The organism is Algibacter luteus, assembly GCF_030344935.1.
In the GTDB taxonomy this organism is placed as follows: Bacteria; Bacteroidota; Bacteroidia; order Flavobacteriales; family Flavobacteriaceae; genus Arenitalea; species Arenitalea lutea.
Genome location: NZ_CP128313.1, coordinates 3,229,351 through 3,246,623 on the forward strand (window position 1 = coordinate 3,229,351; position 17,273 = coordinate 3,246,623).

General features: G+C 34.3%; 10 protein-coding genes. All 10 read right to left on the minus strand.

Going from position 1 to position 17,273, the window contains the following annotated elements:
• Window positions 1-15: 15 nt before the first annotated feature.
• Entirely contained in the window at window positions 16-2,394 is a 2,379-nt protein-coding gene (locus O5O44_RS13730; RefSeq protein WP_289194810.1) for a multicopper oxidase domain-containing protein, read from the minus strand.
• Window positions 2,395-2,397: 3 nt separating this feature from the next.
• The gene (locus O5O44_RS13735; RefSeq protein WP_289194811.1) at window positions 2,398-3,633 is read right to left on the minus strand and encodes a TolC family protein; all 1,236 of its coding nucleotides are present in this window, start codon (window positions 3,631-3,633) and stop codon (window positions 2,398-2,400) included.
• Window positions 3,630-7,337 (minus strand): efflux RND transporter permease subunit, encoded by a 3,708-nt coding sequence (locus O5O44_RS13740; protein ID WP_289194812.1) that lies wholly within the window; start codon window positions 7,335-7,337, stop codon window positions 3,630-3,632. Before O5O44_RS13740 ends, O5O44_RS13735 begins: the two co-directional genes overlap by 4 nt.
• A gap of 109 nt (window positions 7,338-7,446) precedes the next feature.
• Window positions 7,447-7,860 (minus strand): HYC_CC_PP family protein, encoded by a 414-nt coding sequence (locus O5O44_RS13745; RefSeq protein WP_289194813.1) that lies wholly within the window; start codon window positions 7,858-7,860, stop codon window positions 7,447-7,449.
• Window positions 7,861-7,979: 119 nt separating this feature from the next.
• Entirely contained in the window at window positions 7,980-8,591 is a 612-nt protein-coding gene (locus O5O44_RS13750; protein ID WP_289194814.1) for a class I SAM-dependent methyltransferase, read from the minus strand.
• 17 nt (window positions 8,592-8,608) lie between these two features.
• On the minus strand, window positions 8,609-10,561 hold the full coding sequence (locus O5O44_RS13755; RefSeq protein WP_289194815.1) for a heavy metal translocating P-type ATPase: 1,953 nt from the start codon (window positions 10,559-10,561) through the stop codon (window positions 8,609-8,611).
• A gap of 30 nt (window positions 10,562-10,591) precedes the next feature.
• The gene (locus tag O5O44_RS13760) at window positions 10,592-11,176 is read right to left on the minus strand and encodes a methyltransferase family protein (protein ID WP_289194816.1); all 585 of its coding nucleotides are present in this window, start codon (window positions 11,174-11,176) and stop codon (window positions 10,592-10,594) included.
• Window positions 11,177-11,229: 53 nt separating this feature from the next.
• Entirely contained in the window at window positions 11,230-11,646 is a 417-nt protein-coding gene (locus tag O5O44_RS13765) for a Fur family transcriptional regulator (protein ID WP_289194817.1), read from the minus strand.
• A 2-nt stretch (window positions 11,647-11,648) separates the two neighbouring features.
• Complete coding sequence (locus O5O44_RS13770) at window positions 11,649-12,854, minus strand: efflux RND transporter periplasmic adaptor subunit (RefSeq protein WP_289194818.1); 1,206 nt, start codon at window positions 12,852-12,854, stop codon at window positions 11,649-11,651.
• A gap of 4 nt (window positions 12,855-12,858) precedes the next feature.
• Window positions 12,859-17,193, minus strand: a complete 4,335-nt coding sequence (locus tag O5O44_RS13775) for a CusA/CzcA family heavy metal efflux RND transporter (protein WP_289194819.1) — start codon at window positions 17,191-17,193, stop codon at window positions 12,859-12,861.
• Window positions 17,194-17,273: the final 80 nt, after the last annotated feature.

A 17,273-nucleotide genomic window follows, 5' to 3' on the forward strand; every position in this document is an offset into this window, starting at 1 on the left:
GTCTATTTTTTTTAATTAAAATCTTACCAAAAGTCCGCCACCCCAACCGTATCGGTTGTTATAGTTGCCTTGTATTGAAAAATTTCGTGATAAAATATAAGAGGCTCCAACTAACCATTGGGTTTCACCTTGATAGGATGTATTCCCTATATCATTGACCCAACCAAAGTCTGCTCTGTATTCATATTCGCCCTCTATAAAAAGCCTTGGAAAAAGTAAAAGCTCTCTATCTAAACGGATTCTTGGACGCAATTGATGGTCCATACTCACATCAACATTAAACCTGTATGGTGTAAAGTATTTAATACCAACTAAACCAACAGTATTAAACGTATCATAAGAATTTGGTATTGACGTTTCGGTATTTACACCTGCATACACACGCATCCAATCATTTAAGTATCGGTTATAATTTACTTCTACTTCAGCATTTCGGTCATAGTCAAATTCGGCACGCAAGCCAAATTCATTTCTAATATTACTGGACATAAGGTTTAATTCTGTGAAATTTGAACCTGCACGAGCTCTTCCCCAAGAATAATAATGGTCTGTTTCATTGATGAGTTTTTGAACTGGATAGGCTTCCATTCTTTCATCCCTTGGTGTATCATAACTAAACACTCTTGCCATACCACCCATCATATGATATAATATGTGGCAATGAAAAAACCAATCGCCATATTCTTCGTTATAAAATTCAATAATCACTTTTTGCATTGGTGGCACATTGACCGTATGTTTTAAAGGCGAACGTTCTCCATTTTCGTTAATAACTCTAAAATAATGACCGTGAAGATGCATTGGATGGTGCATCATTGTTAAGTTATTTAAGGTTATTCTGGTTACTTCTCCACCTTTAATTTTAATCTTATCTGTTTCGGATAATGGCACACCATTAATACTCCACACATAGCGTTGCATATTACCTGTTAGGTTGAGCAAAAGGTCATTTACAGGTAAATCTTTCTTATAAGTCGTATTTTCTTTTGCCTTTAAAAAATCATAGTTGAAATAAGTTTTACGTGTATTATAATCAAACGACGAACTGTCTTTTGGCATCATAGACATATTATGGTTCATTGGCATAGAATCCTTTTTCATATCCATCTTTTTGTCCATTTCCATTTGCATATGATTATCATTCATAGGTTTTTGGTCGTCCTTTTTCATACTCATTTGATTATCCATCTTACCATCTTGCATCGACATCTTATTATTCATATCCATATTCATCTTGCCATCTTTCATATCCATTTGCATTCCATACCTTTTCATTAAAGCTTCCGGTGTATTTTTCTTTTGATTTCCTACCATTGCAGGTGCTCCCATTTTCATATCCATTTTAGCCATTTGCTTCATCATCGCAACTTTGTCTGGTCTATCTATTACAGTTGCAGGAAAAAGTTTGCCACTTCCTAAACGAATGGATGTACTGCCAGAGCCATCTTGTGCTGTTGCTATAACTTCCAATGTACCGTTAGGAATAGTCACTATAACATCATAGGTTTCTGCGATACCAAAGAGAAATCTGCTTTTATTGACTGGTGTTACATCAACACCATCACTAGAAACAATTGTTGGATTACCTGCTCCAAAATCCATCCAATAATAAGTCGATGCAGAAGCGTTGATGAAACGAAGTCTTACTTTTTCTCCAGGTTTAAACTCTGGATATTGCGCCATTTTTTTACCATTTGAAAGAAAAGCAGGATAGTAAACATCTGCAATATCTGCACCTTCCATTCTATCACGCCAAAATTTAAATTGCGCGCCTAATGCACCTTCTTTTACAACTCTACTTAACGGTACTGCTGTTCCTTTTTTAACTTGATACCATTCGTTACCTCGTTTAAGGTTACGAAGCACATTCATTGGTTTTTCATTTGTCCAATCCGAAAGCACTACGACTAAATCTGTATCATATTCCAATGTTTTTTCTTTAGGCTGAATAACAATTGAGCCATATACTCCTATCTGTTCTTGTAACATGGTATGGGAATGATACCAATATGTACCAGATTGATTGATAGGGATTCTGTATTGAAATGTTGTACCAGGTTTTATTGGTGGCGTTGTTAAATAGGGCACACCATCATAAAAATTAGGAAGAATTAATCCGTGCCAATGCACAGAGGTTTCTTCATCCATTTTATTGGTAACATTAATAATGGCGAGGTCTCCTACATTAAATTCTAAAACTGGCCCAGGAATACTACCATTGATTGTCATACCTTTTGCAGTTACACCAGCAAGTGTCATTTCATTTTCTTCTATAGTGAGGTTATATTCTTTTATTTTCCTTCCTTCTTCGTTTCTATCATCTCCATTAGTCCCTACTTGGGCAAATGCGATTGACGTTAGGAATAAAAGAAGTATTGTGTTTAATATTTTCATTGTTTACTGAATTAAATAATTAATAATTGTGCTTTGCACATAGTAGCCCTTAATAGACTCTATTTGGTTCATTTGAAACTTTAGTTGCAATTCCTGAATATCCAAAACATCATTAAAATCTATAGTTCCTGTTTCGTAACTTTTGATTAAGATGTCTTCTGCATCTTTAGCTTGTTTTAAATTCTTGGTTTGAGTCTCATAACTTATTCTTGCCGAAATACGCTCATTAATCGTCTTGCTTAAAAGTGTTTCCAAAGTGTTTAAGCGTTCCTGTTTTTGAGCTGTTATTTCTTGCTGTTCTAACTCATTTTGCTTGGTTTGAGATTTATATTTTTTATTAAAAATTGGGATGGATACCGAAACCATTGGCATCACAATATCTTTACCGTTATCCGAGAAATTCATATCTGGTCTTTCAGAAACGTTGATATAGTCCAAGCCAAAACCAATCAAAGGACTGCTTTCTTTTTGGTTTAATAATTCTGATTGTTCTATGGATTGATATAGTTTATCATACTTCAACAATTCAGGATGTAATGCTAAATTTTCAGTAATGATTTCAAAGTCTTCTGAAGGCATCATTAAACTATCTACCACAGTAACAGCAACATCATTTTCTCTATTCAAAAGATTATTAAGATTCGTTTGTTCTGCTAAAAACTGTTGACTTAAAACATCTTTTAATTGTTGCATTTCATTTTGACGCATTTGTAATCGCAACACATCTACAGCAGATGCTTTACCAACCTCAACCGATGTTAGAGCCAATGTCTCATAGGTTTCCAGTAGTTTAATATTCTCGCATAAAACCTCTTGTTTTGCTTTATTAGCGTAAAGATTATAATAGGATTGTGATACAGAAGCCATCAATTTTCGCTTTGCAATAACAATGTCTTCATATTTAGCATCAGCTAATGAACTGACATAATTTTTTCTTGATGTAATTGTGCCAAACCACGGTAACATTTGTTTGGCAGATACTTTAAATCGTTGCGCTCCTGTTCTCGTTTCTGGTTCGCTTACAAAATAACCTACACCAAATTCAGTATTAGGAATCGTATTGACTTCGTTTACCTTTTCGGAAACTCTTTTGTATTGCAACTCAAATTTTTGAATTTCTGGATTGTTATTTAATGCTACATCAATAAGCGTTTCTAACTCTTGACTTTGTGCAGAAAGAACAAAGCATAAAGAACAAAGCACAAAGACTGTTTTTATATTGAATTTTATATATTTCATTTTGTTGCTCTTTTAAGTTGAACTTCGGATTTCCAGCTATATAATACTGGAACTACAAATAAGGTTATTAAGGCTATGAGCATTCCGCCAAAACTTGGTATTGCCATTGGAATCATAATATCGCTTCCTCGTCCTGTAGAGGTTAATACTGGCAATAATGCTAATATGGTAGTAGCTGTTGTCATTAAGCAAGGTCTGATACGTTTTTCTCCTGCTTCTACTATGGACGCTCTTACTTCCTTTTTATTCTCTGGTGTATTTCTATTAAAAGTTTGCGTTAAATAGGTAGCCATTACTACACCATCATCTGTTGCAATACCGAAAAGTGCAATAAACCCAACCCAAACTGCTACACTTAAATTAATGGGATGCATCTGGAATAAATCACGTAGGTTTTCGCCAAAGAAGTTGAAGTTTAAAAACCAATCTTGACCATAGAGCCATATCATTATAAAGCCACCTGCAAACGCTACTGCGATACCTGTAAACACCATTAATGATGTGCCAACAGAACGGAATTGGAAATACAGTATTAAAAAGATGATTGCCAAGGCTAATGGCACAACAACGGATAGCGTTTTTTCTGCTCGTAATTGATTTTCGTAAGTTCCTGTGAATGCATAATTGATACCTTTTGGCACAATTAACTCACCAGAATCTATCTTTTCTTGAATCAATGCTTGTGCATTTTCAACAACGCTTACTTCTGCAAAACCATCTAATTTATCAAACAAGACATAACCTACTAAAAAGGTGTCTTCACTTTTTATGACTTGTGGTCCTTGTTCGTAGCGAATGGTTGCCAATTCACTTAATGGAACAGGACTGCCTTTTTCAACTGGCACATAAATCTGTTGTAAGTCTGTTGGGTTTGCTCGTAATTCTCTTGGGTATCGCACACGAACACCATATCGCTCTCGACCTTCAACCGTTTGTGTTAAAACCATACCACCAACTGCGACTTTCAATACATCTTGAACATCTTGTATTGAAATGCCATATCGTGCGATTTTCTCTCTATCAATATCAATCAACAAATACGGTTTACCAACAATACGGTCTGCAAAAACAGCTTCTTTTTTAACACCTTCAGCTTCCTTGATGATGTTCTCTAATTGGACGCCAAACGCTTCAATTTGCTTTAAGTCTTGTCCTTTTACCTTTATTCCCATAGGTGCTCGCATTCCTGTTTGAAGCATTACCAATCGGGTTTCAATAGGTTGTAGTTTTGGTGCTGACGTAACTCCCGGTAATTTGGTGACTCTTACAATTTCATTCCAAATATCGTCTGGTGATTCAATTTCTGGTCGCCAATTGCGATAGTATTCACCATCGTAATCTTCAATTAGTTGAGACCTTTTAACTGTGCTAAAAGCAACATTTTCGGAATTATTTGGATTAGAAATAGTACGACCATCTTTTAATTCAAACAAACCATCATCATTTACTTTGTAGCGTTGCCTTTCTCCATCTGCATTCAGCATATATTCTGATTTATACTGAATGATGTTCTCATACATTGATAGAGGTGCTGGGTCTAACGCTGATTCTGTTCTACCTGCTTTACCTACAATTGTTTCAATTTCTGGAATACTGGCTACTGCCATATCCAATTGCTGTAAAACTAGTTTGTTTTCTTCTACGCCAGAATGTGGCATTGATGTTGGCATAAGTAGAAATGAGCCTTCGTTTAAGGATGGCATAAACTCTTTACCTGTGTTCTTCATAATAAAAAATCCTGCAATTACAATAGCTGTTGGTACAGATAGAAACAATAATTTATTATCTAAACACCAACTTAAAATACGAGTATAGTATTTGATGAATAGCGAAAAAACACCTAATAAACCAAAACATATAACACTAACAAAAATGAGATTCCAGAAGATGCTTTTATCAACGCCTAATGGTCTCCAATATTCAGCTAACAGAAATATGATTGCTGATGCTGAAATAATGATATTGACAAGATTAGCTTGTTTGTCTGTTATTTTATTTTGAAGATTGAGAAGTGCCGTAATTCCAAATGCTATCAACACTAACCCTAACCAATAACCGTAGATTATCGCTGCAATACCCAATACTATTAAAACCCCATTTAAAATAGTTTTAAAAGTGTTTTTAATGCTTTTCTTTCTGAATAAAAAGGCGGCAAACGGTGGAATTAAAAATAAAGCGACAATAATAGATGCTGTTAAAGCAAAGGTTTTTGTAAAAGCTAATGGCCTGAATAGTTTTCCCTCTGCTCCAATCATTGTAAATACAGGAATGAAACTGATTATTGTGGTCATTACCGCGGTAACGATGGCACCAGATACTTCAGCTGTGGCGTTATAAACTACCGCATTAATAGATTGTGTTCCATCATCTTCATCTAGATGCCTTATAATGTTTTCTGAAAGTATGACACCAACATCAACCATTGTACCAATGGCAATAGCGATACCAGATAAAGCGACGATGTTTGCATCTACTCCAAAGAGTTTCATGGCTATAAAAACCATCAATACTGCTACAGGCAATAAGCCAGAAATTAATACCGAAGCTCGAAGATTAAACACCATAATGACAATAACCAAAATGGTTATTAGAATTTCTAAAGTCAATGCTTCGTTAAGTGTACCTAATGTTTCTTGAATTAATACTGTTCTATCGTAAAATGGTACAATGGTTAGTTGTGATGTTCTACCATCTGCTAATACTTTTGAAGGTAATCCTGCACTTAATTCGTTAATTTTCTCTTTTACATTATTGATAACTTCCATTGGGTTTGCACCATAACGCGCTACTACAACAGCACCAACAACTTCTGCACCTTCTTTATCTAATAAGCCACGTCTGGTTGCAGGACCTAATGATACTTTTCCAATATCTTTAATTCGTATTGCTGTATAATCTTCGGAAGTAACGACTGCATTTTCTATGTCTGAAATAGATTTCACATAACCTAAACCACGCACTAAATATTCTGCATTATTGATTTCAATAGTTTGAGCACCAATATCTTTATTACTTTCTTTAACTGCCATTACAACGTGTTGTAATCCAATATTATATTGGCGCATCAACTCTGGATCAACATCTACTTGATATTCCTGAACATAACCACCAATAGAAGCGACTTCTGATACTCCACTTGCAGAGGATAGTGCATATTTAACATAGTAATCTTGAATACTTCGCAATTCTTGTAAATCCCAACCACCTGTTACATTTCCGCTTTCATCTCGACCTTCAAGTGTATACCAAAATATTTGTCCTAATCCTGTAGCATCTGGACCCAATGCAGGATTAACACCTTCAGGGAGTAAACCACTTGGTAATGAGTTTAGTTTTTCGAGAATACGACTTCGACTCCAGTAAAATTCTATGTCTTCTTCAAAAATGATATAGATACTTGAAAAGCCGAACATAGACGAACTACGAATAGTTTTTACTCCAGGAATACCTAACAAGGATGTGGTTAATGGATAGGTAATTTGGTCTTCAATATCTTGTGGTGAACGACCATCCCACTTTGTAAATACAATTTGTTGGTTTTCTCCAATATCTGGAATTGCATCTACAGCTACAGGATTGCTTGGTAAAAATCCTGTATCCCAATTGAAAGGCGCATTTACTGTTCCCCATCCTACGAAAAGAACGAGTAGTAGTACTGCAACGAGTTTATTCTCTATAAGAAATTTGATTGCTTTATTAAGCATATAGTTTTATTATTAAACAGTTAGACATTAGTGTTTGGAGAACACCGAATACAACAACTTATCCTTACGACATTGCAGTCATAGGATAAAAAAGTCTATTGTTTAAAAATCAAATTAAATAAGTCTCGTCTATTTTGTAGAGTTGCCGTATGACGAGTGGTGGTTTGTACTCTTCGTAAGAAGATACATTATTTTCTAAACCTTCAAAAAGGTTAATATATGTGTGAACAAATGAAGCAATGAATACCTGTTGTTCAAATGAAATTTTGTCAACTTGTAATTGAAGTTCGTCTTGACCTTCAATTGCTAATTGTTTATCATCGCAACAATTTTTCTTGGTAATAGAACAACCTTCAGTAGAAGGTTTTTCCATTTCCATACCGCAACCTTTGGCTTTATGGAAAATAGCTGTTTCTACTAAAGTATCTCCGCAATAATGCATATTCATAGTAAATGACATTGTAGAGAATAACACTACAAAAGCCATTGCTAAAGACATTATTTTATGGAATACTTGTTTCATACTATTTGCGAAGTTACGAAATTTTAACAAATGTCGATTTTGTTTAACAGAAATTTAAAACCTTGAAATTTAAACAACAATGGTAAAAAAAGTTAAACCATACGTCATATTAAAAGACATTATTTTCTTTTGAACCAGCAAAATATAAAATTTTGATTTGTATCAAAAGGAGTTATATGGTCTATTTTAATGCACCTAATTTTATCAAAAAACATTTTAAATTGATTAGTCATTGTCGCTTCTGAATATTGCTTTATCGCTAAACCACTACACTTTTTGGGGCCATTTTCAGAAAAAGCACCTATAACTAAATTACCATTCTTGTTTAGATAGTTTTGAACCGTTTTAACATAGTTGTCTATACTTTGTTTATCTGTTAAAAAGTGAAATGCTGCTCTGTCGTGCCAAAAATCATAATTTTCAGTTGGTGAAAAATTCGCTACATCTGCCACTATCCATTTAACATGCTTCGATTTGTCTTTCAAACGAAGTTTTGCTCTATCTAACGCCGCTTTAGAAATATCTAAAACTGTAATATCTTTGTACCCCAACTTTAACAAGTTATCTACTAAAAAACTATCGCCACCACCAATATCGATAATTTTTGCTCCTTTTGAAATATTCGATTCCTTAAAAAAGGATAAAGAAGTTTCTGGTACCACCTCATACCAACTCACTTCATCTAAAGATTTTGTTTTAAAAACGTTTTCCCAATGCTCTTTTCTATTCATAGCATAGTATTTAAACTTTAACTCCAAGTCATTCTTTGTAATCTGACTGCGTTTAAAATTGCTAATAATGCTACTCCTACATCTGCAAAAACTGCTTCCCACATTGTGGCTAAACCACCAGCTCCTAATATCAAGACAATGACTTTAACACCAAAAGCTAAAATGATATTCTGCCAAACTATTTTTCGTGTGGAACGACTTATTTTAATCGCTCTCACGACTTTTGAAGGTTGGTCTGTTTGAATGATGACATCTGCTGTTTCAATAGCGACATCACTACCTAAACCACCCATTGCAATACCAACATTACTCGCTGCTAAAACTGGTGCATCGTTAATACCATCACCTATAAAAGCTACTTTATTTTCAGAATTTTTCTTTAAAATTTCAACTTCGTTTAATTTATCTTCTGGAAGTAAACCACCTTTAGCATTTTTGATATTCAACTCTTTAGCGACTTGTTGCGTGATGGAATCTTTATCACCGGAAAGCATCATAATATTTTTGATACCTACTTTGTGTAATGCTGTAATAGTTTCTTTTGCATCTTCCTTTAATTCATCTGCTATGACTACATAACCTGCAAATTGATTATCGATTGCAACTAAAACGATAGATTCTACAATAGATTCCGTTTCAGATGGAACATCAATATTATTAGAAGTCATTAAGGCTTTATTTCCTACTAAAACTGTTTTACCATTTACAATCCCTCTTAAACCTTTACCTGCAATTTCAGATACTTCGGTAGCTTCAAAATCTTCTCCTTCTGCTTTATACTCTAAAATTGCTTTAGCAATTGGATGCGTGGATTGTTCTTCCATCGCCATTAAGTATTGCATAAATTCGGTTTCATTCCAACCGATTGCTTTTACTTCTTTGATTTTAAAAACACCTTTGGTAACTGTTCCTGTTTTGTCCATTACCAATGTATTTATCTTGGTCATTGCATCTAAAAAGGACGCTCCTTTAAATAAAATTCCGTTTTTTGAAGCTGCTCCCAAACCACCAAAATAGCCTAACGGAATTGAGATTACCAAAGCACACGGACAGGAAATCACCAAGAAAATTAAGGCTCTGTATAGCCAATCTCTAAAAACATAATCATCCACAAAAAAGTATGGTAGAAACGTAACACCTATTGCTAAAAACACAACTATTGGTGTATAAATACGTGCAAACTTTCTAATGAACAATTCTGTTTTAGATTTGCGAGCTGTTGCGTTCTGTACCATATCCAAAATTCTGGCTATGGAACTATCTTTAAATTCTTTGGTGGTTTCAATTTCAATTACTCCATCCAAATTAATACTTCCTGCAAATACTTTTTCGCCTTTTACAATCGTATCAGGTTTGCTTTCGCCTGTTAATGCTGCTGTGTTGAATGAACCTTTGTCGGAAAGTAGAATACCATCTAAAGGGATTTTTTCTCCAACACGTACTTGCACTTTTTCACCAATTTCAACCGTTTCTGGACTTACAGACACATAATCATTGTTGCGATATACCAGAGCTTCATTTGGTCTTACATCCAATAAGGCTTTTATATTTCCTTTTGCTCTGTTAACTGCTGCATTTTGGAATAATTCCCCAACTGCATAAAACAACATTACTGCAACACCTTCAGGATATTCGCCAATAATAAAGGCTCCAATAGTGGCTATAGACATTAAAAAGAACTCTGTAAATACATCGCCTTTTTTAATACTTTCCCAACCTTCTTTTACAACAGGAAGTCCAACTGGTAAATAAGCAATACCATACCATATAATGCGAATCCAATCCTTGAAAAAGGTAACATCAAAATAGTCTAACCCAATACCAATAATAAGGATTGAAAAACTTATGATTGCTGGAATATAGGCTTTAATATTACTTGAACTGCCACTATGATTGTGACCATCATAGTGACTATGTTCTTTTTCTGAACTGGGCTTTAAGTCTCTTAAATTTATTTTCTTTTTTTTCATTATTATTCTAATTCTTCAAATACAAAATATTTATATCCAACGTCTCACTTTTTTTGCATACTCTAAATAATCATTCTCGAATTCTCTTTTTAAAAACTCTTCTTCTAATCTTATTTGGGTGTTTATACTTATTGTTGATAATGAAATTATTAATAATGTAAAAGCGTTTGGTATCACTAAAAACAATCCGATATTTGCTATCATAATACCAAGAAAAATTGGGTTTCTTGAAATTGAAAACATTCCATTTGTTACTAATTTAGTTTTGTTATTTTCATCAATCCCAATTCTCCAAGAATTCGCCATTTGGCTTTGAGAAATCCATACTACGATTAACGATAGAAACAAAAGTGTCCAACCAATCTTTTGTGAAGTAGAGTTTTCTATACACCAAAATGGAAGCAAGTATTCATACCAATCACTTTTAAAAGCATAGATTCCAACAACTATTAATTCCAAAAACGTGATTAATGTAAATACCTTGCTATTAAAACCGTGAGCATCATCAGTTTTATTAAACGTTAATGGGTTTATACCTGTTTTTTTCCAAAGTAATAAAGACCTTAATACAAAGACTAATAAAAAATACAATACGAGATAAGCAAATAATAACATAGTTTCTAATTTGATACAAAAATGCTTTAATTATCAATGCAATGGAAGTGCAATTATTGTCCACTACATTTATCACAGATACCTTTTACCACCAAGTTTACATTTTCCGAAACAAAACCATCAGGAACTTTAATCTGTGGGATTTTATGTTCTGTTAAGCAAATGGTTTCATTGCAATTGTTACAATGGAAATGTAAGTGTAAATCGGTTTTTATATCACAACTACAACCGTGTTCACATAAAGCGTATTTGGTAATACCTGTACCATCGTCTATTTGATGTACAATATCCTTTTCTTCAAAAGTTTTTATGGTTCTGTAAAGCGTAGTTCTATCTGCTTTATCAAAAGCATTTTCAATATCACTTAATGTTACTGCTACTTGTTTCTCTACAAGAAACTTATAAATCAATAAACGCATTGCCGTAACACGTATATCTTTTGACTCTAATAATTGTTCTATTGTTTGCATAATTAATGTTCGTGTTCTGCTTCGCCTTTTTTCATTTCGGCTATTAAATAATACGCATTGTTATAAGCGAATTTTGTGATTTTATCTTGTTCTTCAGTAAATTGAACTGCTATCCAATTGCCATCTTTCGCTCCTAAAAGCACTTCAACTGGTTTAAAACTCCAATCGTCATTTTCTTTTTCTGCCGAAAACACAAAAAATTTATCACCTTCTTTTACTATCGCACTTTCGGGCAATGCTGTAGTTTTCGTATTTTTAGTTTGGATTTTACCTTGGATATACATTCCAGGAATAAGAATCCCTTTTTTATTCTCAATTTCTGCGTGCACGTGTACCGCTTTGGGATTGTCTTCGAAAGTTTTACTTACCGAATAAATTTCAGCTGTTAATTCTTCATCTTGCATTGTTTGTACATTAAAGGTTACTTTTTGACCTTTCTTAACTTTATACACATCTTTTTCAAACACCATTAAATCAGCGTGAACGTGATGTGTATTTACTATTTCAAAGAGTTCGGTTTGAGGTTCAACATACTGTCCTGTTTTTACTTCTACCTTTTGCACATAGCCTTCAATAGGACTGCGTAAGGAAATACTTTGAGCAATTGTTCCATTTCGTACTGATGACGTATTAATGTTTAATAGTTTCAACTGGGCCTCCAAACCATTTACCATAGCTTTAGAAGCCTCATATTCGGCTTCAGCTTTTTGAAAATTTGCACCAGAGCCAACTCCTGCATCATATAATTTTTGCTGACGCTCAAAGTTCTTCTTTAAAAAATTACTATTGCTAAAAGCATTCAAATAATCGGTTTGCATTTGAATAATATTTGGATGTGAAAGATATGCCACAACTTGACCTTTATTCACTTTGTCTCCTTCAATCACTTTTATGGATAATACATTTGCACCAACTACAGAAGTTATTGCTGCTTCACTTTGTGGTGGTACTTCCAATGTGCCATTGGCTTCTACATAACCACTCATATTACGCAATGCAATGGTGTCTATTTTCATTTTTAAGGCTTCAAACTGTTGTTCTGAAAGCATCACTTCTTCGCCTTCGCTATGGTCATCTTTTTCTTCAATCTTTTGTTCTTCGTTATGAGAATGACCATCACCTTCTTTGTGGCTTTCTTTATTTCCGCAAGCAACAACTAAAAATGAAACTGTTAGTAATGCTAAAATTATATATTGTGTGTATTTCATTGTCTTATTGATTAAAATATTGTAGTTGAAATGTGCTTTCTAAATAATTTATTAATGCTTCTTGAGCTTGTAATTCAGATTGAATAGCTTCTTTTATAAGTTGTGTAAACGCCGTGTAATCAATCTCTCCTTCTCTATAGGCAAACAAAGCACCAGTTTTTTGTTCTTTAATAAGTGGTAATACTTCATTCTTATAGAACAGCCAAGATGTTTTCCATTTTTGGTGATTTTCTTTGGCTTGATTAAATTTAGATTGCACTTCCTTTTGCTTGAACTGCATATTTGATTCGGCAATTTGCCTATCAATTTTTGCAGTTCTAACTTGTGCTTTTGTTGTAACAGATAAAAACGGTATGGAAATACCAGCTTGATAGGTATAAAACCCTGAATTTCCGTTTACTTTTTGCAAACCACCTTGCAGGTTTAACTTTGGTAAATTTTCAGCTTTGGCAGCTTTAAAGTTTGCTTCTGCCTCTGCGAGTTGAAGTTGAGAAACAGTATATAAAGGGTGTGCTTCTATACTAAAGGATTCTACATTTATTTCGCTCTCTATATCAATTTCATCTGAAACCGTGAAAAAATCATCTGAAACCAACCAAAGGTTTAACTGTTGTAATGCAATAGCATATTCACTTTTTGATTGCATTAATTTATTCTGAATCTGTAAAGCTTGATTTTTGGCTGCTGAATATTCTAATTTAGAAATGGCTTCGACTTCATAATTTAATGCTACTGCTTTTTCAAAGTTGGTATAAATAGAATCTAACTCTTTGTATAAATTATAATTCCTTTTACTCTGTAAAGCATTTGCCCACGCTTTCTTTACTTCCAATTCTAAATCTAATTCTGAAAGCTGAAACGCTTTTTGAGCTGATTGAATGCGTTGCTCCAGTAATTTTCTCTTTGGTGCTATACCAAATACATCAATATTCGATTGACCAACTCCAATAGTGGTGTAAATACCATTTCCGTTATTAATTTCTTCACCTCCCGTAAAAATTTGAGTAGTACCAAAATCGAAAGCAGTTCCTTTTAATTGTTGTTGCTTATCAATTTCAAGTTGTTGCTGTTTTAAACTTGGATAGTTTTCTTTAGCCAATTTTACAGCTTCTTGCATCGAAATAATAGGTAACGAATCATTTATTTGTTGCGCATTTCCTGTTATTGGTAACAAAAACATAAAAGCTACCATCGCAGTAACTGGAATTACTTTTTTATTTACTCTAAACTTGAAAGATTTGTTTTCTACCCAATGGTATAATATAGGTAAAACGAATAATGTTAATAAGGTAGACGTTAATAAACCACCAATTACAACGGTTGCTAAAGGTCGTTGAACTTCTGCACCAGCTGATGCTGAAATTGCCATAGGCAAAAAGCCTAAAACATCTGTAAAAGCGGTTAACATAATTGGTCTAATTCTTCGCTTTGTACCTTCAATGATTCTATCTTTTAGATTGGTAACACCTTCTTCTTTTAATTCATTCAAACCACTAATCATTACCAATCCGTTTAATACCGCAACACCAAATAAAACGATAAAACCGACTCCTGCCGAAATACTAAATGGTATATCTCGTAACCACAATGCTACTACACCACCAATGATTGCCATGGGGATTGCGATGTAAATCATCAACGTTTGTGGTAAGGATTTTAATGCAAAATAAATCAGTACAAAAATGAGTAACAAGGCAATAGGAACAACAGTTTGTAAACGGTTACTGGCACGTTCTAAATTTTCAAATGCACCACCATAGCGAATGAAATAACCAGAAGGCAGTTCTAATTGTGTATCTAATTTTGATTTTATTTCAGTTACCAACGATTTTACATCACGCCCTCTTACATTGATACCTACGTAGGTTCTTCTGTTGGTATTGTCTCTACTGATTTGCATTGGACCGCCTTTGTAACTTACATCAGCTACTTCGCGAAGTGGAATTTGTGCACCAGAAGGCAAGTTGATAAACAAATTTTGAACATCAGTTATGTCTTTACGATTATGAGAACTTAACCTAACCACTAAATCAAATCGCTTTTCACCTTCAAAAATAACGCCCGCTGTTCCTCCTGCAAATGCTGATTGTACAATTTGGTTTAAGGTATTTATTTGAAGTCCGTATTGTGCCAATTTATTTCTGTTATACGAAATGGTCATTTGTGGCAACCCTGTTGTAGCTTCCGCTTTCATATCTCCAATTCCTTCTGTACCAGCTATAATTTTAGATATTTCTTCTGCTTTTTGAGAGAGTACCTCAATATCTTCACCATAAAGTTTAATGGCAATGTCTTCTCTAACACCTTCAAGCAACTCATTAAATCGCATTTCAATGGGTTGGGTAAATTCATAATTAACGCCCGGTACGATTTCTACCGCTTCTTTCATTTTTTCAATCAGTTCGTCTTTAGTTTCGGCAGTTGTCCATTCGCTTTTAGGTTTCAGTATTACAAATACATCTGCTAAATCCATTGGCATGGGATCGGTTGGAATTTCTGCAACACCAATTCGACTGACTATTTTTTCAACTTCTGGAAATTTAGCTTTTACAATTTGCTCAATTTTTGTGGTTGTTTCAATCGTTTCAGTAAGCGAGCTTCCGGGTTTTAAAATGGCGTGAAATGCAATGTCGCCTTCATCCAATTGTGGAATAAATTCGCCACCCATTTTTGTGAACATAAAGACTGTAATACCGAATAGCACGACTGCAATACCAATAATCCATTTTCCTTTTTGCAATGCCTTTACCAATAATGGTTGATACTTATCTTCAACCCAATGCACAAATCTATCTCCATACGATTTTTTATCGCTTTTTGGTGCTCTTAATACCAATGCAGACATCATTGGAACGTAGGTTAAACAGAGTACCATTGCACCAATCATCGCAAAAATAAAGGTCAATGCCATTGGTTTGAACATTTTCCCTTCAATACCTTCTAATGCTAATATTGGTAGAAATACAATTAGAATAATTAACTGACCAAAAAAGGCAGCATTCATCATTTTTTTTGAGGCATCTGCCGCAACACCATCACGTTCTTTGGATGTCAATTTCCTTTTCTTTAAGACTTGCGAAGCAATCAGAAATACAGTACTTTCTACAATAATTACAGCACCATCGACAATAATTCCGAAATCTATTGCACCCAGACTCATCAAATTAGCCCAAACGTCAAACACATTCATTAGTATAAATGCGAATAATAGTGATAATGGAATTGTTGAAGCTACTATTAAACCACCTCGCCAATTACCTAATAAGAAAATAAGAACGAAAATGACTATCAATGCGCCTTCAATTAGGTTGGTAGCAACCGTTGAAGTTGTTTCTGCTATTAATTTGCTTCGGTCTAACAAAGGTTCGATAATGACTCCTTCTGGCAGCGATTTTTCAATTTGAGCCATTCGCACTTTTACATTCTCAATAACATCGTTTGAATTAGCGCCTTTAAGCATCATAACCAAACCACCAACTACTTCGCCTTCTCCATCTTGGGTTAAAGCGCCATAACGAATAGCAGCACCAAATTGTACCGTAGCAATGTCACCAACGGTAATTGGAATATTATTTGTGTTTTTAACCGTAATCTTTTTAATATCCTCTAAACTACGCACCAAACCTTCGCCACGAATAAAATTGGCTTGATGGTTCTTTTCAATGTATGCACCACCTGTGTTTTGGTTGTTGGCTTCAAGTGCTTCAAAAACATCGGTAATTGTTAAACCAATAGCTTTTAGTTCGTTTGGGTCAACAGCAACTTCGTACTGTTTAATTTTTCCACCTATGGCGTTTACTTCAACTACACCTTCCACCATTGCCATTTGACGTTGCACAATCCAATCTTGCATGGTGCGTAAATCAGTCACCGAATATGTGTCTTTATACTCTGGTGTTACTTTTAGTGTGTATTGATAGATTTCTCCTAAACCAGAAGAGATAGGTCCCATAGTTGGCTCGCCAAAACCACTCGGAATTTGTTCTTTGACTTCGTTTAGTTTTTCAGCTACTAATTGACGCGGTAGATACGTTCCCATATCATCGTCAAAAACTATAGTGACCACAGATAAACCAAAACGAGAAATAGAACGGATTTCCTTCACATCAGGTAAGTTGCTCATTGCCACTTCTACTGGATAGGTTACAAATTGTTCAATGTCCTCTGTACCTAAATTTGGCGCTTGTGTAATGACCTGTACTTGATTGTTAGTAATATCTGGAACAGCATCGATGGGTACTTGGGTCATACTCCAAATACCTGCTCCAACAATGGTAAGCGTTAGCAAACCAATAATGAATTTGTTATTGATTGAAAAATCAATGATTTTATTAATCATAGAAAATGTATTAATTCAGTTAAACTTTTCGGTACAATTCTGATATAAGAAATAGAATTACACGAAATGAAAAGAACCAT